Here is an 18,759-nt window from a genome sequence, read left to right as displayed (position 1 = left end):
GCTGAGAAGACAGTAAAATCGGCATGCCATGGTGTGTAATATTCACCAATGTCCAAAGAGAATCTCAACGACCTCCAGGCTTTCGTGGCCGTCGCAGCAGAGCGAAGCTTCACGCGGGCCGCCGCGCGGCTAGGCCTGTCCCGGTCTGCCTTGAGCCACGCCATGCTGGGCTTGGAGGCCCGTCTTGGCGTGCGCTTGCTGACTCGCACGACGCGCAGCGTGTCGACGACCGAGGCTGGAGACCGCTTGCTGAATGTGCTGGCGCCCCGGCTCAATGAAATCGAGCAAGAACTGTCGTCGCTGACGGCGATGCGCGACAAGCCGGCAGGCACCGTGCGCATCACGGCGCACGATCACGCGATTTCAACGGTGCTCTGGCCACGGCTACTTCCGCTCTTGCAGCAATATCCCGATATCCAGGTCGAATTCAGCGTGGACTATGCCTTCACCGATATCGCCGCGCACCGCTTCGATGCCGGCGTGCGCGTGGGGAATCGCGTGGATAAAGACATGATTGCCGTGCGCATCGCCCCTGGGTTGCGCATGGCGGTAGCGGGAGCCCCCGGCTACCTGGCAGGCAAGCCCCTTCCCGTCACGCCGCACGATCTCACCGGGCACCGCTGCATCAATCTGCGCCTTCCCACCCACGGGGGCTTGTACGCCTGGGATTTTGAAAAGAACGGCCAATCGCTGAACGTGCGCGTCAGCGGGCAAACCGTCTTCAACAACACCTTTCTGATGCTTCAGGCCGCGCTGGATGGCATGGGGCTGGCCTACGTCCCGTTCGATCTGATGCAACCGCACATAGAACAGGGGCGATTGATACCCGTTCTTGAGGATTGGTGGCCGGTATTCCCTGGCTACCATCTTTATTACGCGAATCGACGCCAGATTTCCCCGGCGTTGGCCCTGGTGATCGAAGCGTTGCGCTACCGGCCGGAAACTGTCGCGCCAAAGCCGCACTCGTCGCGAAATAACAGTAATGAGAATTGATATTGTTATAGTGGCGCCTGATTCCCCGTCCCGCTGGCGCTGTCATGTCCCACCCCCAATCCGAGATCGAAGGCCTGTATCAGGCGCACCACGGCTGGCTGCGCGGCTGGCTGACGCGGCGGCTGAATAATGCCTGCGACGCCGCCGACCTGGCGCAGGACGCCTTCGTCCGGCTGCTGGCCGCGCCACGCGGGTTCGATACGCCCCAAGGCGCCCGCGCCTATCTGCGCGCCATGGGAAACGGCATGTGCATTGACCTGTGGCGGCGCCGTGAAGTCGAACGCGCCTGGCACGAAACACTGCTGCAAAGCGCGGCGGCGCCCTCGCCCGAACAGCAGGCCATCGTGGTTGAGACCCTGCTGGAAGTCGGCGCCCTGCTGCGGCGCCTGCCGCCCAACGTCGCCGAGGCATTCGTGCTTGCGCAGGTCGAAGGCCTGAAGTATCGCGAGATCGCCGAACGCCTGGCGGTGTCGGAACGGATGATCAAGAAATACCTGGCCCAGGCGCTGGTGCATTGCGCGCTGCTCGAGGCCGAATTCGATGCGGTCGTCCCCCGCTGGACGCCGATGCTGGAGAGCGAATGAACAGCGTCGCGTGGCATCAAGCCTTGCAAGAGGCGGCCGAGTGGTATGTCTGCCTGCATGACGACGAGGTGTCGCCCCAGGACCGCCAGGCCTGGGACGGCTGGTTGCGTGGCCACGCCCTGCATCGTGCGGCCTGGGATCAGGTGAACGCAACGGGGCAGCGCTTTGCCGGCTTGCGTGCACAGGAAGCGCCGCAGGCCATGGCCGCCGGGCTGCGCGCGGCAGCGGCGCCTGCCCCGGCGCGACGGCGTGCCTTGCGCACCCTGGCCTGCATGGCGGTGGCGGGCGCGTCGGGCTGGTTGGCCTGGCGCCATACCCCGCTGGGCGATCAGGTGCTGGCCTGGAACGCCGACTACCGCACAGGCGTCGGTGAAATACGCCATCTGCGGCTACCCGACGGCAGCCAGCTCTGGCTGGATACCGGCAGCGCGGCGGACTTCGCCATGGACGCGGCGCAACGCCGACTGACGTTGCGCCAAGGCACCGTCCTTATTGAAACGGCGCACGACAGTGAACGGCCCTTCGTGGTCTGTACCCCGCAGGGCTTGATGCAGGCGCTGGGCACGCGCTTTCTGGTCCGGCGCGATGCCGGCCAGCAGATCCATCTGGCCGTGTTCGACGGGGCAGTGGAAATACGCCTGGCCGCCAATGGCGAACGCCGCGTCGTGCCGCGCGGCGCGCAAGCGGATTTCCAATACGACCGCATCGGCCCGAACGCCGCCGCCGACGGCGCCCAGGCTACCTGGCAAGCGGGAATGCTGACCGTGGACAATGTCCGCCTGGCGGATTTTCTTGCCCAACTGTCGCGCTACCGTCGCGGTCATCTGGCCGCGCATCCCGACGTGGCGGACTTGCGCGTGATGGGCACCTTTCCCGTGCCCGACACCGACGCCGCCCTGGCGATGCTGGGCGAAGCGCTGCCCATCCGCGTGCAACGCACCCTGCCGTGGTGGGTCACCGTCGAGCCGCGTTGAACGCGCGGTTCCCTTTTTCCGTTTTCGTTCGATCTGTATGGGAAGGCGTCACGAAAGCGTGGCGCCAGGAACCTACGCCCTGCATATGCCGAACCCGCCTTTCCGTCCCGCCCTGCTGCTGACCGCCATGCTGGCCAGCGCCACGCTTGCCCCCTTGTCCGCGCAGGCTCAGACCGCCCCTGCCCGCCAATCCCAAACGCTGGATTTCTCCATTCCGTCCGGCCCGCTTGGCCCAGCGCTCAACCAGTTTGCCCGCCAGGCCGGCATCTACCTGGGCGGCGCGGGCGCGCTGACCGAGGGACGCCAGACCGCTGGCCTGAAAGGCCGCTACACCGTGGAACAGGCGCTTGCCCAGTTGCTGTCCGGCGCAGGGCTGGAGGCGCGCGAAAGCGCCCCGGGGCGCTATGTGCTGCGGCAGATCTCCGGCACCGCCACCCTTGAGCCCGTGACCGTCACCGGCGCCAATGACGCCACCGGCCCGTTCGTGGCCGAAGAAAGCGTCAGCGCCACCAAGACCGACATCCCGCTGATGGAAACGCCGCGTTCGGTCAGCGTGGTCACGCGCGCCCAACTGGACGCGCGTGGCGTGGTGACCATGCCGGAAGCCGTGCGCTATTCGGCCGGCGTGGGCACGGGCAGCGCGGGCTTCGATCCACGCTTTGACCAGATATCCATCCGTGGCTTTCCGGTCAACACCTCTGGCGACTACCTGAACGGCCTGCGCCAGACGCCTGGCTCGTATGCCTACTTCCGTACCGATCCCTACACGCTGGAGCGCGTCGATATCGTCAAAGGCCCGATGTCCGTGCTGTACGGCCAGGGCACGCCCGGGGGGCTGGTCAACCGCGTATCCAAGCGGCCGCTTGATGAGCCGCTGCGCGAAATCATGGTGATGGCCGGCACCAAGGACCGCAAGCAGGTCGCCTTCGACATCGCCGACCAGTTCAACGAGGAAGGCACGGCCCGCTTCCGGCTGACCGGCCTGACGCGGCGGGGCGACCATGACCGCATGATTGCCGACGACCGCGACGTGTTCGCACCCGTCTTCGATTTCAAACTGGGCGACAAGACCACGCTGACCCTGCTGGGCCAATACATCCGCGACGAGACGGATGCCAACGTCGGCATGTATACGGACGAAAACGGCAAGGTCACGGATATCCGCGTCAGCGACCCCCGGTACGATCACCAGCGCCAGACTCAATACCAGATGGGCTACGAACTGGCCTATCGGCACAACGACGCGCTGACCCTGCGCCAACAGGTGCGCTATGGACATATCGACCTGAACGCGCGCTATCTGTCGGGCGCGGGCCTGCAACCCGGCACCCGTCTGCTGAACCGCACGGCTTGGTCCGTCGAAAGCACCGTCCAGAATGTGCTGGTCGATAACAACGCTCAACTGCGCTTCAATACGGGCGACGTCGGCCATCAGGTGCTGGCGGGATTCGACTACCAGCGCTTGAATTGGGACCAGGGGGTTGGCTACCTGGCCAACGGCTACCCCGCACTGAATCTGGACAACCCGCAATACGGCTACGTGCCGGGTCCGACGCCGCCCTACAACCTGGTGTCGGTGGACCAGCGCAACACGCAATATGGCGTCTACGTGTCGGAGCAGGCCAGCGTCGGCAAATGGCGCCTCAACCTGGGCGGCCGGTTTGACGTGGCAAAGCTGCATTCGCAAGACCGGCTCAATGGCGGCGACCCCACGCGCAAGAAGGACAATGCCTTCACGTGGCAGACGGGCGCGCTCTACCTGAGCGACAGCGGTCTGGCCCCCTACGTCAGCTACGTGACTTCCTTTTCGCCCAACACCAGCCTGGATGCCTCCGGCAAACCGCTGGACCCGACGCATGGCGCTCAGATCGAGGCCGGGGTGAAGTACCAGCCGCAAGGCAGCCGCAGCTACATCACGCTGGCCGCCTATCAGATCAAGGAAAAGGACGCCGTGCGCGTCGTGCCGGCAACCCCTTATTCGGAACTGGCGGGCGGCATCCGTTCGCGCGGCGTCGAACTGGAAGCCGTGGCGGAGCTGCAAACCGGCCTGCAACTGGTGGCCAACTACAGCTACAACCGGGGCAAGGTCACCAGCAGCAATGACCCCACCGAAGTCGGCAAGACGCCCAGCTACCAACCGCGCCACAACGCCGCGATGTGGCTGGACTACCGCCTGCCGCAAGGTCTGCTGGCGGGCGTGGGGCTGGGCGCGGGCGTGCGCTATGTGGGCAGCAGCTACGGCAATGCGCAGAACACCATGCACAACGACGCCTCGACGCTGTTCGATCTGGCGTTGAGCTACGAACCCGGCGATCGGCACCCGTCCTTGAAGGGATGGATGGCGATGCTTAGTGTTCAGAACGTCGCCGACAAGGAAACCACCGTTTGCGACGGCGGCTACTGCTATCTGGGCGTTGGCCGGCAGATCATGGGCAGCCTGAGGTACCGTTGGTGAGCGGCCTGACCCGCCGCCGCTGGCTGATGGGCGCCGCTGCGCTGGCGGCGTGGCCGGCACTGGCCAAACGCGCCAGCCTGCCCGGTACCCAGCAGTTCGACCTGGATGCGCCTGGCGGCGCCTATCGCATCCAGGTGTTGGCGCCGCGCCGCGAACCCCGGCGCGCAGCGGGCCATCCCGTGCTGTATCTGCTGGACGGCAACGCCTTCTTCGGCGCCTATTACGATGCCGCACGGCTGCAAGATGAGCTGGCTGGCGATGCCATCATCGTGGCTGTCGGCTATCCCAGCGATGGCCCGTTCGACTTCTTGCGCCGGTCGTATGACTTTTCGCCGCCGCTACCGCCCGGCGCCGTCCCGCCCGCCGGCCAACCTCCGCTGGGCGGCGAACTGGCCTTGCATGCCTTCCTGGCGGACGTGCTGCTGCCCCAGATCGCAGCACGTCATCCGGTGGATGCGCGCCGGCAGATCCTGCTGGGCCATTCATTCGGCGGCATGTATGCGCTGGCGCTGCTGTATGCCCACCCTGCCCTGTTCGGGCAGATCGTGGCGATCAGTCCGTCACTCTGGTGGCAGGACCACTATCTGCTGGAACGCGAACGCGACTTCGTGGCCCGCGCCCAGGCGGCCGAATTCACGCTCAGCAACAAGCGCCTGCTGTTGATCGCCGGTGGCGCGGAAAGCCCGCAGACCATCCAGGAAACACGTTCGCTTGCGCAACGCCTGGACACCGCGCTGTCCGGGCGCGGGCTGGGCATCGACTACGCGGAATTGCCGGGGGAAACGCATATGTCGGTTCCCGTCGCCGCCGCCACGACCGTGCTCCGCCATGTGCTGACGGCACGCTGGACATAGCGCGCCCGCCGGGAAGCACGGCTCGGGGTCTAGAACGGAATCGCCAGCTTGACGTACAACTGCGAGCCTTCAGGCCGGTTCTTCACCTTGAACTCCTGCTGCCACTTCGCGGTGAACAGCCAACCCTTGTCGTTCAAATAGCGCACCGATGGGCCGACCCCGAACGCCCGGGCCCGGCCGGCGGCGCTGTTTGGGCCGTTATCATCCGTCACCTGCTGGAAGGCGTGCCCGCCCACGCCCAGCACCCAGCCCTTGCCCACGCCCCAGCCCAGCGCATAGTCGGCATGGATCGCTTGGCCGGAACGGGTGTCCGTCGCGGAGTTGCGGAAATTGAAGTCATACATCAGCTTCAGGTCGGCGTTGAAGCCGTCCGGACTGATGCGGCTGAGCGCGAACACGGGCTGCGCGGTCCAGTAGTTCTTGCCCAGGCTGGAAGGGTCTTTGCGGTCGTATTCGCCAGTGGGCGCGTACATGTCCAGCCCCACCACATAGTGCAGCGTTGGCGACACGTGATAGCCCAGCGCCACGCCCAGCGTCATGTCGCCCAGGCCGGTGCTGCGGTAGCGCTCACCTCCCGCCTTGAACGTGACGTCCAGCAACGGCGCGATCGCGTGAAAGGCCAATTGCCCGCCCATCACTTGCTGCTCGGTCACCCAGATCAGGCGCGGTGCCAGCACATTCACATCCACCTTGAAGCCCGGCACCGGCACCCGTTCGCCGTCGTTGCCGCGCAGCGTGTCGTAGCGCGCCCCGCCCCCATAGACCAGCATGTGGACGCCCGGTGGCGGCAACGCGCCCGACATGAAGTTCTCCAGGCCGTCGGGATAGATGCCCAGTCCGCCGCCCTCGGTGGCCGAGGCCGCCGTGCAGGCCAGCGCCATTGCCAAGGCACAGCCCAGTTGCCGGCGTTCAAGGTGTCTGCTCATGTTTCGCTCCTGCCCCCACGGGGCGCCAGATGTTGCGCGACGAGATAGCCGGAACCGCCGCCCAGGCCGGGGCCCGGATGAGTGGTGGCGCCGATGTGAAAAAGGTTGCGTAGCGGCGTCCGATGTCCGCGCGCGCCCTGGCTGCCGGCAAAGGGCCGCAACCAGAAAAACTGGTCGGGCGAACACACGCCCGAATAGGGATCACCGCCAACCAGATTGCAGTTCAGCCCTTCAAGGTCCGCCGGCGAATAGCTGCGGCGGCCCACGATGCGCTGCGCCAATCCCGGCATGACCTGCTCGAGCCGCGCCTGCACGCGGTCAGCGACCGCCTCGCGCACGGCTTCATTCCAGCGTCCGTCCGCAGGCGCGGCAATCTCGCCGGCGGCATCGCCTTTGATGCGCACCGGTAGCTCCTGCATCTGCACCCACAGGATCCAGCCCCTATCCGGGGCGCGGGACGGGTCCACCGCAACGGGCTGGCCGATGGCCAGCGTGGGACGCGCGGGCAGCAAGCCGTTGTTGGCTTCCGTGACCGACGCGCACACCTGTTCCATGCTCTCGGTCAGGTGCACCAGCGGCACGTGTCGCAGTTCCGGCGTCAACCAATCCGGCGGCGCGTTCAGCGCGAAGTGAATCTGCATGCCGCCACGGCCAAAGCGATAGTTGGCGGCGCGCTGGCGCACGGGTTCCGGCGCATCGGGCAGCAACTGGCCGTACAACTGGCCCGGCGTCACATTGCAGACCACCGCTTCGGCAGCCCGATATGCCTGACCGCCCGCCACTACGCCGACCGCACGGCGACGGCGTCCATCGCCTTGGGTCAGAATGCGTTCGACCGCCGCGCCCGTCAGCAAGCGGCCGCCGTGCCGCTCTATCACCTTCGCCAGCGCGTTGACCACGCCGCTGCCGCCGCCCTTCACGACCGGCATGCCGCCGGCCACGACCGCCGCGAACGTCAGCTTGCCGATCAAGGCGGAGCACGCATCATCGGGCCCCAATCCGGTGTGCAGCACCCAAGGCGCGATCAGCGCACGTGCCGCATCGGATCGCAGCTCACGTTCCGCCCAGCGGCGAAACGGCTCCATCGAATCCGCGGCAAAGGCGGCCAAGCCGTCCATGCCGCGCTTGCGCCATTCCTTGAACAGCAACTTCGCCATGCCGACGCCGTAGGGGTTCTGCCCCAGCAAGCCGAATGTCAGCGCGGCGTCTTCGCTGAACAGCCGCTGAGCCATGGTGCCAACGGCCGCGCCGTCACCCGGCGCCCAGGCGTCCAGCCGTGTTGCCGTGTCCTGCAAATCCTGCTTCAACGCCAGGCCGGAGCCATCCGGCAGGACCAGCCCGGTCGCGTATTCCCCTTGCAGGAATTCCAATCCCGCCTCGGCCAAGGCGGGCTTGAGCGCCGCATACGCAGGGCTGCCGACAAACAAGGGATACCAGCAGGACAACACATCGTGGTGGTAGCCCGGAAACAGTTCTTCGGTGCGAATGCAGCCGCCCAGCCGATCGTTGCGCTCCAGCACCAGCACCGACTTGCCGCGCTGCGCCAGCAACGCCGCACACACCAACGAGTTCATCCCGCTGCCGACGATGATGACCTGCGCATCTGACTCTTTGGCCATGAATCACTCCAACGGGAAAGGCCGCTACGCGGCGGTCAGCGCAGTGAAGCGCCCGGCATGAAAGACCAGCGGCGTGGCCGCCACGCTGGCCACGCGCAATACGCGGCCGAACAGCAGCAGATGGTCCCCGGCCACGTTCTGCTGGTCATTGGCGCAAACCAGCGTGGCAACCGCGCCGGCAATGGCGGGCACGCCTTCCGGCACCTCGTGCAGCGGCGTGCCGTCGAACTTGTCGGGAACCACCGAACTGGCAAACCGCAGCGCCAGCGCTTCCTGGCCGCAGGCCAGCACGCTGATGGTGAAATGGCGGCAATCGCGAAACGCCGCCAGATTGGGCGAATGGTTCACCAGGCTCCACAACACCAGCGGCGGATCCAGCGAGAGCGAGGCGAAGGAATTGATGGTCAGCCCGACCTTGCGGCCATCCGGACAGCGCGTGGCCACGATGGCCACGCCGGTCGGGTAGCTGCCCAGCACACCGCGCAGGACCTTGGGGTGCAGGTCGGTGCTGCCCCAGTCCAGCGGCGCCGTCATGCCGCCGCCCGCGCCGCCTTGGCGGCGATGAACGCTTCGCAAGCCACTTCGTCGCGCCACCAGGGGAAAAACGAAGGCGGATGATTAAAACCGTTGGCGATGGCGCTGGCCAGTGCCGGTGAGTCTTCAGCCGCCTTCAGCAACTTGAGCAAATGCGGTGCGGGGGGCAACAGCATCGAATTCGTCCATTCCACCACCGCGCCGGCGTACTCCCAGAAACGCTCGAAGGTGCGCTGCATCCAGGCCGCGGTGAAGTCGGCATCGCCATGTTCCAGGATCGCCTCCAGATAGACCGCGCAGGCCTTGGTCGCATTGTTCGACCCCTGCCCGGTGATCGGATCATTGGTCACCACCGCATCGCCCAGGCCGAACACCAGCCGGCCCGACGGCAAGGTCATCACCGGCTTGCGCACCGTGGGCGCAAAGCTGCCGGCCAGGATGCCATTGGCATCCGTCAGTTCCACGGCGTTGCAACGGTCTGCTTCCCAAGGCAAGTAGGTGCGCAGGATCTCCAGGCTTTGCGCCAGATGCGCCTGCGGCGTCTTGATGTCGCGCCAGCAATCCATCGGCCCGCCGGGCACGCCTTCAAACACCATGATTTCGCACGGCCCGCCTGTTGTCAGCGCCGGGAATACAAAGTATTCGCCCACGCCGGGAATCAGGTTGAAGGCCACCCGCGAATAGTCGGGCGCGGGCCGCATGCCAGCCACGTAGGTCAAGGCCAGCGTCCGCTGCGGGCGGTCGAATTGCGAGCGCTCGGCATCGCGCTCGAACAGTTTCACGACATCGCCCTTGCCGGCCGCCAACAGCACCAGATCGTGCGAGGCGGCCAGCAGTTCCAGTTCACCCACCCCGCCGTCCTGAATCAGCAGCCTGCCGCCACGGGCCTCGAACAATTCCATCCACGCCGGCATCTTGAGGCGCTGGTCCACCGCCTGCGCGGACTTGTCCAGGGGGGCCACCCAGTCGATCAGCTTGTGTCCCGGATGCTCGGGATGCGGCACCGCCAGGCCGATGCCGTCGACGGTCGGACAGTCGGCTTCCCACAGGTTCAGGCCCAGGTCACGCTCGATCTGTAGCGACGCATCGAACATGCATTGGCTGGACATCACTTTGCCAGCGCGAATGCTGTCGGGATCTCGGTTGGTGACCACCGTCACCTTGTACCCTTTGTCCAACAGCCCCAACGCCAGGGGCAGTCCGGCCTGCCCGCCGCCCACGATCGCGATTCGACGCATGATTGTTCTCCTTTCGTTTGCATTGCCCGCCGCGCGTGCCGCGAGCCGATAGATGGTGTTGAGGGCTATTCCGCCAACCGCGGAATGGCAGGCCGCGCCTGCTCCGGGCCCATGGCGGAATAGCCGCCGTCCACCGCGTAGTCGGCGCCCGTCACAAAGCTGGCATGGTCCGACAGCAGGAAGGCGACCACCTCGGCCACTTCCGCCGGATCGCCCGCGCGGCCCAACAGGTGGTAGTCACCCGCCACGCGGTCTGTCTTGGCGCGGTCGCCTTGGGTCAATTCGTCCATGACGCGCGACCACGTCCAACCCGGCGATACGGAATTGACGCGAATGCGGTCTGGCGCGTAGTCCATCGCCAGGCTGCGCGTCACCTGCAACAACGCCGCCTTGGAAACCGGATACAGCCACCGCCCCGTTTGCGCGACGCGCGACGAGATGCTGGTGAAATTGACGATGGCGCCACCGCCTGCGGTGACCAGATGAGGATGAACCGCACGGGCGGCCATCACGGCGCTGACCACGTTGACGTCCAGCGCTTGCAGCCAGTCGGCACGGCCCGAGGCGGCGCCGTCGTCCAAATAGGTGGCGGCCAGATTGACCAGGTAGTCGATACGGCCGAAGTGGGCCGCAACGTCAGCCACGCCGCGTGCCAGTTGCGCGTCGTCCGTGATGTCCACCTGCCAATAGCGCGTGGTGGCCGGATCCGCGCCCGCAACCCGTTCGCCGTTGACGGCGTCGATATCGAACAGCGCCACACGCACGCCCTTGCTGCGCAGCGCCGTGACGACGCCCGCGCCGATCAGCGTGGCGCCGCCGGTCACAATGGCAACCTTGTTTTCCAGACCCTTCATCGCATCACCTCGCATTGCTGACTGAGTGAGGCGAATACTGGCGCCGCGCGCCGGGACCACGGTAGCCGGATTCGGCAACCGCTATCCGCGGACTGCGTTTATTGGAGGGAAAATGAAGGGGGATCGTAGCGGCTGGCCGGAATGCGCGGCCGCTGTCCATTTTCTGCCAAGGCGCCGCCCTTGGCGCTGGCAGTTCAAGTGGGCGGTATCAGCCCGGCCGCCGCCAGACGCTGGCCAGCCAGGGCTGCTGATCGCGTGGCAGACCCGTCGGGCGGTAATAGTGTTCCAGTGCTTCAAAGCCTGCTGCGGTGAGCAATTCCTGCCACCCTTCCAGGTCGTGGTAGACGCCATAACGCCCGCGGTTCCATCCTTCTTGATTGGTGCCGCGCGGGTTGGAACTGAACAAGACGCCGCCGGGCTTGAGCGTGGCGCGCAAGGCGCGCAGCACCTGGGGGAGTTCCTGACCCGGCACATGGAACAGCACCGCATTGGCGAAGATGCCGTCAAAGCGCTCCGGCGGCAAGGCCAATTGCAGGAAGTCCTGATGCCAGACTTCGCAGCCGCTGGCCGCGCGCGCCATCTCCACGAAACTGGCCGTGCCGTCCAGTCCCACCGGCCGGTGGCCCAACGCGGCAAAGGTCTTGAGATCGCGGCCGGGGCCACAGCCCAAGTCCAGGATGTCATAGGGCGGTTCGCCCTGGATATGGCGAAGCAAAGCCGAGATGTTCTGGCTGACGTCATGGTCGCGCGTGCCGGCCTCGAACGATTCCGCGTTCTCTTCGTAGTGCGCGAGCGTCAGCGCGGTGATCTTTGCAAGGTCTTCCGGATCAAGTGTCATCTATCGATTGTGCCAGTCAACCGTGAAAAATAAAAAACCCGCATCCCATTGACGGCATGCGGGTTTTCAACCTGGGGCAAGGGCTATCAGGCCGCCAGGCGCCCTTCAATCTTGGCCTTGGCAGCCGGCAGGTCTTCCGGCAGGCCTTGGGCCAACTGGCCGAACAGCTCGTCGTGCAGCGCCAGTTCGTCGCGCCAGGCGTCGGCGTCCACCGACATGACCTGATCGAACTTGTCGGGGGTGAACTCCAGCCCCGTCCAGTCGATGTCCTGGTAGCTGGGCGACACGCCAAACACCTGGTCCACGCCCTTGGATTGGCCGTCGATGCGGCCCAGCATCCAGCGCAGCACGCGCATGTTTTCGCCAAAGCCAGGCCAGACGAACTTGCCGTCCGGACCCTTGCGGAACCAGTTGACGCAATAGATGCGCGGCAAGGTGGCGCCGGTGGCTTCCAGCTGCTTGCCCAGCTTCAACCAGTGGTTGAAGTAGTCGCTCATGTTGTAGCCGCAGAACGGCAGCATGGCGAACGGGTCGCGGCGCACCACGCCCTGCTGCCCGACGGCGGCGGCGGTGGTTTCCGAACCCATGGTGGCAGCCATGTACACGCCTTCGACCCAATTGCGTGCTTCGGTCACCAGCGGCACGGTCGTGGAGCGGCGGCCGCCGAAGATGAAGGCGTCGATGACCACGCCTTCCGGGTTTTCCCATTCAGGATCGATGGACGGACATTGCGCGGCCGGCGCGGTGAAGCGCGCATTCGGATGCGCGGCCTTGCGGCCGGTTTCGCGCGCAATGGCGGGCGTCCAGTCCTGGCCCTGCCAGTCGATCAGGTGCGCGGGCGGCGTGTCGGTCATGCCTTCCCACCAGACGTCGCCGTCATCGGTCAGCGCCACGTTGGTGAAGATGACATTGGCCTTCAGGGTAGCCATGGCATTGAAATTGGTTTGCTCACTGGTGCCCGGGGCCACGCCGAAATAGCCGGCTTCCGGGTTGATGGCGTGCAGGCGGCCGTCGGCGCCCGGCTTGATCCAGGCGATGTCGTCGCCAATGGTGGTGACCTTCCAGCCGTCCATGCCTTGCGGCGGGATCAGCATGGCGAAGTTGGTCTTGCCGCAGGCCGACGGGAACGCCGCGGCCACGTGATACTTGCGGCCCTTGGGCGACGTCACGCCCAGGATCAGCATGTGTTCAGCCAGCCAGCCCTGGTCACGCCCCATGGTGGAGGCGATGCGCAGCGCGAAGCACTTCTTGCCCAGCAGGGCATTGCCGCCATAGCCCGAGCCGTAGCTCCAGATCTCGCGGCTCTTGGGGAAATGCACGATGTACTTGGTGGGATTGCACGGCCAGGCCACGTCGGCTGCGCCGTCGGCCAGGGGACTGCCCACGGAATGCACGCACGGCACGAAATCGCCGTCGGTGCCCAGCACGTCGTAAACCTGCTTGCCCATGCGCGTCATGATGCGCATGTTCACGGCAACGTAGGGGCTGTCCGAGAGTTCCACGCCGATGTGGGCAATATCCGACCCCAGCGGGCCCATCGAGAACGGCACGACATACAGCGTGCGGCCACGCATGGCGCCATCGAACAGGCCGTTGAGCGTGTCGCGCATCTGGGCCGGGTCTGCCCAGTTGTTGGTGGGGCCGGCGTCTTCGGGCCGATCCGAACAGATGAACGTGCGGTCTTCCACGCGGGCGACATCGGACGGGTCCGAACACGCCAGGAAGGAATTGGGGCGCTTGGCCGGATTCAGCCTGCGCATCGTGCCAGACTGCACCATTTGTTCGCACAGGCGGTCATATTCTTCTTGCGAACCGTCGCACCAAACGACGCGATCCGGCTTGGCCAGCGCAACAAAACTGGCCACCCAGTCGATCAGGCCGCGATGCTTGACGTAGGCCGGCACGTTCAACGCCGCAAGGCCCCCATCCAATGGCTTATTCATTGGGGCTATCTCCATACTTAGACAAATGGTGATACGGCCCCAATTGCTCTGGGGCCGTATGTAATTTGCGCCATCATACTTGCAGCGCCGGGCAGCCCGTCAACCCATCCTCATGGACGAGATTGTCACGGGTTGAGACGGATCAGGAATAGCTTCCGTCGCGCAGCTCCCTGCGGATGATCTTGCCGGTGGCGGTCGTCGGCAAACTGGTTACAAACCGGATCGCGCGCGGGTACTCATGTGCCGCCAATCGGGTGCGCACATGGGCCTGCAACGCCTTGACCAGCGCATCGTCACCGTCGAATCCGTCGTTCAACACCACATACGCCATCACGATTTCGGTGCGCTGTTCGTCCGGCACGCCCACCACGGCAGCCATGCGCACGGCGGGGTGCCCGATCAGGCAGTCTTCGATGGGAGCCGGGCCGATGCGGTAGCCCGCGCTGGTGATCACGTCGTCGTTGCGGCCCACGAAGCGGATGAAGCCTTGCTCGTCGCGCACGCCCAGGTCGCCCGTCAGCAGGTAGTCGCCCACGAATTTCTCGGCGGTGGCCTGCGGGTTGTTCCAGTAGCCCAGAAACATGACGGGGTCCGGCCGCAATACGCCGATGTTGCCCTCTTGTCCATCGGCCACTTCCTCGCCCCGCTCATCCACAATCGCCACCCGGTGGCCAGGGGCCGCCCGGCCGATCGACCCGATTTTCGGGTCAAACAGCGACGAGCACGACGACACCAGCATGTTGCATTCGGTCTGCCCGTAGAACTCATTGATGGTGACGCCCAGCACGCGCCTTCCCCAGTCGATCAGTTCGGCCCCCAGCGACTCACCGCCGCTGGCCACCGAACGCAGCGCCAGCGGGCCGGCGGCATCGGGATAGGCCGCGCCGCGCATCATCTTCAGCGCGGTGGGCGGCAGGAAGGTGTGCGTCACGCCATGGCGGGCCATCAGCTCCAGCGCCGACGTGCCGTCGAATTTCTCGAAACGGCGTGCCAGCACGGGGATGCCGTGGTGCCAGGACGGCAGCAGCACGTCCAGCAGGCCGCCAATCCAGGCCCAGTCGGCCGGTGTCCACATCAGCCGGGCGTTTTCCGGGAAAAACTCGTGCGACATCTCCACCCCGGGCAGATGCCCCAGCAGGACGCGGTGCGCGTGCAGCGCGCCCTTGGGCTTGCCGGTGGTGCCCGACGTATAGATGATGACGGCGGGATCGTCTGCCGCCGTCTGGACCGGGGTGTAATCGTCGGACTCGGCGGCCAGCGCGGGGTGAAACGGCACCGCCTCGCCCTCGTCGTCGCCGTCTATGCAATAGATGACCTTCAGGTCGGGCAGGCTGGCGCGGACTTCGCGCAACTTGCGGCAGCCCTCGGCATCGGTCACCAACGCCGCCGCACCGCTGTTGGCCAGCCGGTACTGAATGGCGTCCACGCCGAACAGGGTGAACAGCGGCACCGCCACCGCACCCATCTTGTAGACGGCGATATGCGTCACCGCAGTCTCGGGCGCCTGCGGCAGATACACCGCCACGCGGTCGCCACGGCGCACACCGTGGCGCTCCAGGCTATGCGCCAGGCGGTTGGACTGCGCCTTGATGTCATCAAAGCTGTAGCGCGTCTGCGCGCCGTCGCTTTTCTCGTAGATCAGGGCCAGCCGCCCGCTACCGTCGGCCCATTTATCGCAGGCATCGACGCCAATGTTGAAATCCGCCGGCACCTGCCATTGGAACTGGGACACAAGCTGCTTATAGGATTCGGCTCGGGACAGCATGGTTTTGTCTCTGATGTTGTTATGGTTCATCCAGGGGTTGCTCAACTGGCTTGACCCTGGCTCAATAATAAGCCCCGCCTACCGACCCTTTTGCCATCCGCATGGAAAAAACCGCCGCCGTCCCGATTCGCCGCCCGCCGGCCAGCGCCAAGTCCGAACAGCGCATCCGCGACATCCTGCACATGGCCCGCCAGGTGTTCTCGGAAGCCGGCTTCCAGGCCGCCACGACCACCGAGATCGCCCAGCGGCTGGGCGTGTCCGAAGCCACGATCTTCACCTACTTCGGCGGCAAGCGTGAACTGTGCGTGCGGGTCATCAGCGATTGGTATGACGAGATCATCGCCAAGGTGGAAGACAGCCTGCCGCACGTGCAAGGGGCGCGTGCCCAGCTGCACTATCTGGTGCACACGCACCTGCGCCATCTGTTGGCCGAGGGACCGGGGCTGTGCGCCTTCATTCTGTCCGAGGGACGTGCGCGCAATGACGATTTCGGCGAAGTCTACGCCGGGCTGCAACGCCGCTACACCGCGCCGTTGATGCGTATCCTGGCGCAAGGCCAGGCCGACGGCGATATCCGCCGGGACATGCCGCTGCGGCTGCTGCGTTCGGCCGTCTATGGTCCGATGGAGCATGTGCTGTGGGACGCCATTCTTCGCGGCGCGCGGGTGGACGTGGCCGCCACGGCCGACCAACTGGTCGGCTTCCTGTGGCAAGCCTTGCAACCGCCGCGCCAGGACGCGCTGGCGCTGGCCCGATTCCGCGGTGAAGTGCGCGACGCCCTGCATCGCCTTCAGGCGTCCGAAGCGTCCGAAAACAAGGACGGCGGCACGTACTGAGGAAAGCCGTTGTACACATCGCTGCGCTGGGCGGGCTGCAAGGTCCACGAATGCCGTGCGTTGGGCACGCCGCCATCCACGCGGATGACGCTGCCATTGATGAAGGCCGCCGCCGGCGACAGCAGGAACACCACCGCCGCCGCCAATTCCGCCTCGGTGCCGAAGCGTTGCAGCGGCACCCTGGTTTTCAGTTCGCGCAACACGGCGCGGTACTGATCGTCGTAGCTGTCCATGCCGCTGGAGGCGATCCAGCCTGGCGCCACCGCATTGACCCGCACCCCTGCGTGCGCCCATTCGCAGGCTGCCGTTTCCGTCAGGTTCCAGACGCCGGCGCGCGCCGCGCCCGAATGCCCCATGCCCGGCATGCCGCCCCAGATGTCGGCCAGCATGTTGACGATGGCCCCGCCGTGCTGGCGCATGTGCTGTGTATAGACCTCGCGCGCCATCAGGAAGGTGCCATGCAGGTTGTTCTGCACGACGGCATTCCAGCCATTGAAACTGATGTTCTCCAGGGACGCCGGAAACTGCCCGCCCGCGCAATTGAACAGGCCGTCAATGGCGCCATGGCGGGCCAGCACGTCCGCCACCGCACCGCGCACACCCGCTTCGTCGCGGATATCGCAGGCATGCAGGCTGATGCGTTCGGCGGCTTCCGGATATACGCGGGCGATCTCCTCGCCTGCCGCTTCCAGTTTCTCGCGCTTGCGGCCCACCAGGGCCAGGCGGGCGCCCAGCGCCGCCAGTTCGTGCGCGGTGCACCGCCCCAGGCCGCTGCCGCCGCCCGTCACAAGAATGGTCTTGCCGTCGTAGAGCCCGGGCCGGAATACCGACGCATAGCGCTGATCGGCGGCAGGGCCGCCCGTTTGTGGATTCATGTCTCGCTCCATTTTTTTGAGGATAGCTCAATATTTGTCGGAGATAAATCTCAAAATACTAGAAATAGCCCTAGAATCGTTCCACAATCCATTCAAGTTTATTGAGCAATATTCAATACGATGGGAGATCACGGATGACTTTGCAAACGCCACTGGACGTCGCCCACGACGGCGCCATTGCCCGCCTGACCTTGAACCGCCCCGACATGCGCAACGCCTTCGACGAAGCCCTGATCGCCGCGTTGACCAGCGCCGTCAAGCAGGCCGCCCAGGATCCCCGCGTGCGCGTCCTGCTGCTGACCGGCGCTGGCAAAGCCTTTTGCGCGGGCGGCGACCTGAACTGGATGCGCAAGATGGCCACGCATACCGACGCCGACAACCGCGCGGACGCCAGCCGGCTGGCGGACATGCTGCACACAATCTGGGCCTGCCCCAAGCCCGTGGTGGCCTGCGTGAACGGAGATGCCTACGCGGGGGGCATGGGCCTGCTGTCGGCTTGCGACATCGCCATCGCCGCGGACACAGCGCACTTCTGCCTGTCCGAAACCCGGCTGGGCCTGCTGCCGGCCACCATCAGCCCCTATGTGATCCGGGCCATGGGAGAACGGGCCGCCAACCGGTATTTCCTGACGGCCGAACGCTTCGACGCCGCCACGGCGCTGCGTCTGGGGTTGTTGCATGACGTCGTGCCGGCCGAACGGCTGCATGACGAAGCCAACGCGATCTGCCGCACGCTGTGCGCAAACGGCCCCGACGCCGTTCAGGCCAGCAAGCGGCTGGTTCGGGACTTTGCAGGCCAGCCGATCAACGCCGCGTTGATCGCAGACACCGTAGAACGCATCGCGGCTTGCCGCAGCACGGATGAGGCCCGTGAAGGGGTCGCGGCTTTCCTGGAAAAGCGCGAACCGTCCTGGCGGCAGGCCTCTTGATGCGCTGAAACCCTGAAGATGCCGACTGCGCCATGCGCCGGGACGCCGATGCCCGCCATGACATAATCTCCAGCGCATCTTCAGGAATCTTCATGCCGCACGCAACACCCCCCGCCTCGCTCTCCCCTTCGCCCACCCCTTCGCAGCCCTTCCCGCCCCTTGATGCGGAACGTCTCTGGGCCCGCGTCGAAACCCTGTCGCGCTTCACCTTGCCCGACTTGCCCTGGACGCGCCGGGCCTTCTCGCCGCTGTTCAACGACGCGCGCGCCTGGCTGCGCAGCGAATTTGAAGCCGCCGGCCTGGCCACGCGGCTGGACGCCGGTGGCAACCTGATCGGCACCCGCGCCGGGCGCAACCCCGCCCGCAAGCCCATCGCCACCGGCTCGCATTGCGACACCGTCATGGCCGGCGGCCGCTTCGACGGCATCATCGGCGTGCTGGCAGGCATCGAAGTCGCGCGCACCATGCAGGAACACGGCATCGAACTGGAGCACCCGTTTGAAGTCATCGACTTCCTGTCCGAAGAACCCAGCGACTACGGC

Annotated in this window: 16 protein-coding genes and 1 pseudogene; 8 read left to right on the top strand and 9 right to left on the bottom strand. The window is 65.8% G+C overall.

The features are described from left to right. Nucleotides 1–48: 48 nt before the first annotated feature. From HV753_RS29585 to HV753_RS29565, 5 genes are all read left to right on the top strand, one after another. A complete protein-coding gene (locus HV753_RS29585) occupies nt 49–993 on the top strand; it encodes a LysR family transcriptional regulator (protein ID WP_175178132.1) in 945 nt (314 codons plus the stop codon). A 44-nt stretch (nt 994–1,037) separates the two neighbouring features. After that, nucleotides 1,038–1,577 (top strand): sigma-70 family RNA polymerase sigma factor, encoded by a 540-nt coding sequence (locus HV753_RS29580; protein WP_175178131.1) that lies wholly within the window; start codon nt 1,038–1,040, stop codon nt 1,575–1,577. Further along, nucleotides 1,574–2,551 (top strand): FecR domain-containing protein, encoded by a 978-nt coding sequence (locus HV753_RS29575; RefSeq protein WP_175178130.1) that lies wholly within the window; start codon nt 1,574–1,576, stop codon nt 2,549–2,551. The genes HV753_RS29580 and HV753_RS29575 overlap by 4 nt, the downstream gene beginning before the upstream one ends. Before the next feature lie 85 nt (nt 2,552–2,636). After that, complete coding sequence (locus HV753_RS29570; protein ID WP_175178129.1) at nt 2,637–5,006, top strand: TonB-dependent siderophore receptor; 2,370 nt, start codon at nt 2,637–2,639, stop codon at nt 5,004–5,006. Next, nucleotides 5,003–5,860 carry an alpha/beta hydrolase gene (locus tag HV753_RS29565; RefSeq protein WP_175178128.1) on the top strand — a complete coding sequence of 286 codons (858 nt, stop codon included), beginning with the start codon at nt 5,003–5,005 and terminating at the stop codon, nt 5,858–5,860. The genes HV753_RS29570 and HV753_RS29565 overlap by 4 nt, the downstream gene beginning before the upstream one ends. 29 nt (nt 5,861–5,889) lie before the next feature. Here HV753_RS29565 and HV753_RS29560 read toward each other — a convergent pair whose 3' ends face one another. From HV753_RS29560 to HV753_RS29525, 8 genes are all read right to left on the bottom strand, one after another. Beyond that, nucleotides 5,890–6,786, bottom strand: coding sequence for a SphA family protein (locus HV753_RS29560; protein WP_175178127.1), 897 nt, complete (start codon nt 6,784–6,786; stop codon nt 5,890–5,892). Continuing rightward, nucleotides 6,783–8,405 carry a phytoene desaturase family protein gene (locus tag HV753_RS29555; RefSeq protein ID WP_175178126.1) on the bottom strand — a complete coding sequence of 541 codons (1,623 nt, stop codon included), beginning with the start codon at nt 8,403–8,405 and terminating at the stop codon, nt 6,783–6,785. The genes HV753_RS29560 and HV753_RS29555 overlap by 4 nt, the downstream gene beginning before the upstream one ends. A gap of 24 nt (nt 8,406–8,429) precedes the next feature. Continuing rightward, entirely contained in the window at nt 8,430–8,939 is a 510-nt protein-coding gene (locus HV753_RS29550) for a flavin reductase family protein (protein WP_175178203.1), read from the bottom strand. Continuing rightward, nucleotides 8,936–10,177, bottom strand: a complete 1,242-nt coding sequence (locus HV753_RS29545) for a styrene monooxygenase/indole monooxygenase family protein (RefSeq protein ID WP_175178125.1) — start codon at nt 10,175–10,177, stop codon at nt 8,936–8,938. The genes HV753_RS29550 and HV753_RS29545 overlap by 4 nt, the downstream gene beginning before the upstream one ends. Nucleotides 10,178–10,242: 65 nt before the next feature. Further along, entirely contained in the window at nt 10,243–11,031 is a 789-nt protein-coding gene (locus tag HV753_RS29540) for an SDR family oxidoreductase (RefSeq protein ID WP_175178124.1), read from the bottom strand. Nucleotides 11,032–11,239: 208 nt separating this feature from the next. Next, the gene (locus HV753_RS29535; RefSeq protein ID WP_175178123.1) at nt 11,240–11,869 is read right to left on the bottom strand and encodes a class I SAM-dependent DNA methyltransferase; all 630 of its coding nucleotides are present in this window, start codon (nt 11,867–11,869) and stop codon (nt 11,240–11,242) included. Nucleotides 11,870–11,955: 86 nt separating this feature from the next. Next, complete coding sequence (locus HV753_RS29530; RefSeq protein WP_175178122.1) at nt 11,956–13,812, bottom strand: phosphoenolpyruvate carboxykinase (GTP); 1,857 nt, start codon at nt 13,810–13,812, stop codon at nt 11,956–11,958. 142 nt (nt 13,813–13,954) lie between these two features. Then, nucleotides 13,955–15,577, bottom strand: coding sequence for an acyl-CoA synthetase (locus tag HV753_RS29525; RefSeq protein WP_175178121.1), 1,623 nt, complete (start codon nt 15,575–15,577; stop codon nt 13,955–13,957). Between the two features lie 101 nt (nt 15,578–15,678). On the opposite strand from HV753_RS29525, the gene HV753_RS29520 reads away from it, so the two are divergent. After that, a complete protein-coding gene (locus HV753_RS29520) occupies nt 15,679–16,413 on the top strand; it encodes a TetR/AcrR family transcriptional regulator (RefSeq protein WP_175178120.1) in 735 nt (244 codons plus the stop codon). Here HV753_RS29520 and HV753_RS29515 read toward each other — a convergent pair. Continuing rightward, nucleotides 16,368–17,288, bottom strand: a complete 921-nt coding sequence (locus HV753_RS29515) for an SDR family oxidoreductase (protein ID WP_175178119.1) — start codon at nt 17,286–17,288, stop codon at nt 16,368–16,370. The two genes, HV753_RS29520 and HV753_RS29515, sit on opposite strands and share 46 nt — an antisense overlap. 134 nt (nt 17,289–17,422) lie before the next feature. Between HV753_RS29515 and HV753_RS29510 the strand changes: the two genes are divergently transcribed. Further along, on the top strand, nt 17,423–18,217 hold the full coding sequence (locus HV753_RS29510) for an enoyl-CoA hydratase/isomerase family protein (RefSeq protein ID WP_175178118.1): 795 nt from the start codon (nt 17,423–17,425) through the stop codon (nt 18,215–18,217). A gap of 92 nt (nt 18,218–18,309) precedes the next feature. Beyond that, a pseudogene (locus tag HV753_RS29505) lies at nt 18,310–18,759 on the top strand (Zn-dependent hydrolase); the annotation flags it as partial.

This window comes from Achromobacter pestifer, assembly GCF_902859625.1.
In the GTDB taxonomy this organism is placed as follows: Bacteria; Pseudomonadota; Gammaproteobacteria; order Burkholderiales; family Burkholderiaceae_B; genus Achromobacter; species Achromobacter pestifer.
The sequence above is the reverse complement of the archived record's forward strand: the minus strand, read 5'-3'. Positions and strand labels throughout refer to the sequence as shown.

Excerpts from the sequence above, each read along its gene's own strand:
- HV753_RS29585 (WP_175178132.1), top strand. The coding sequence starts at position 49 with ATGTCCAAAGAGAATCTCAACGACCTCCAGGCTTTCGTGGCCGTCGCA.
- HV753_RS29580 (WP_175178131.1), top strand. The coding sequence starts at position 1,038 with ATGTCCCACCCCCAATCCGAGATCGAAGGCCTGTATCAGGCGCACCAC.
- HV753_RS29575 (WP_175178130.1), top strand. The coding sequence starts at position 1,574 with ATGAACAGCGTCGCGTGGCATCAAGCCTTGCAAGAGGCGGCCGAGTGG.
- HV753_RS29570 (WP_175178129.1), top strand. The coding sequence starts at position 2,637 with ATGCCGAACCCGCCTTTCCGTCCCGCCCTGCTGCTGACCGCCATGCTG.
- HV753_RS29560 (WP_175178127.1), bottom strand. The coding sequence starts at position 6,786 with ATGAGCAGACACCTTGAACGCCGGCAACTGGGCTGTGCCTTGGCAATG.
- HV753_RS29555 (WP_175178126.1), bottom strand. The coding sequence starts at position 8,405 with ATGGCCAAAGAGTCAGATGCGCAGGTCATCATCGTCGGCAGCGGGATG.
- HV753_RS29550 (WP_175178203.1), bottom strand. The coding sequence starts at position 8,939 with ATGACGGCGCCGCTGGACTGGGGCAGCACCGACCTGCACCCCAAGGTC.
- HV753_RS29545 (WP_175178125.1), bottom strand. The coding sequence starts at position 10,177 with ATGCGTCGAATCGCGATCGTGGGCGGCGGGCAGGCCGGACTGCCCCTG.
- HV753_RS29540 (WP_175178124.1), bottom strand. The coding sequence starts at position 11,031 with ATGAAGGGTCTGGAAAACAAGGTTGCCATTGTGACCGGCGGCGCCACG.
- HV753_RS29535 (WP_175178123.1), bottom strand. The coding sequence starts at position 11,869 with ATGACACTTGATCCGGAAGACCTTGCAAAGATCACCGCGCTGACGCTC.
- HV753_RS29530 (WP_175178122.1), bottom strand. The coding sequence starts at position 13,812 with ATGAATAAGCCATTGGATGGGGGCCTTGCGGCGTTGAACGTGCCGGCC.
- HV753_RS29525 (WP_175178121.1), bottom strand. The coding sequence starts at position 15,577 with ATGCTGTCCCGAGCCGAATCCTATAAGCAGCTTGTGTCCCAGTTCCAA.
- HV753_RS29520 (WP_175178120.1), top strand. The coding sequence starts at position 15,679 with ATGGAAAAAACCGCCGCCGTCCCGATTCGCCGCCCGCCGGCCAGCGCC.
- HV753_RS29515 (WP_175178119.1), bottom strand. The coding sequence starts at position 17,288 with ATGAATCCACAAACGGGCGGCCCTGCCGCCGATCAGCGCTATGCGTCG.
- HV753_RS29510 (WP_175178118.1), top strand. The coding sequence starts at position 17,423 with ATGACTTTGCAAACGCCACTGGACGTCGCCCACGACGGCGCCATTGCC.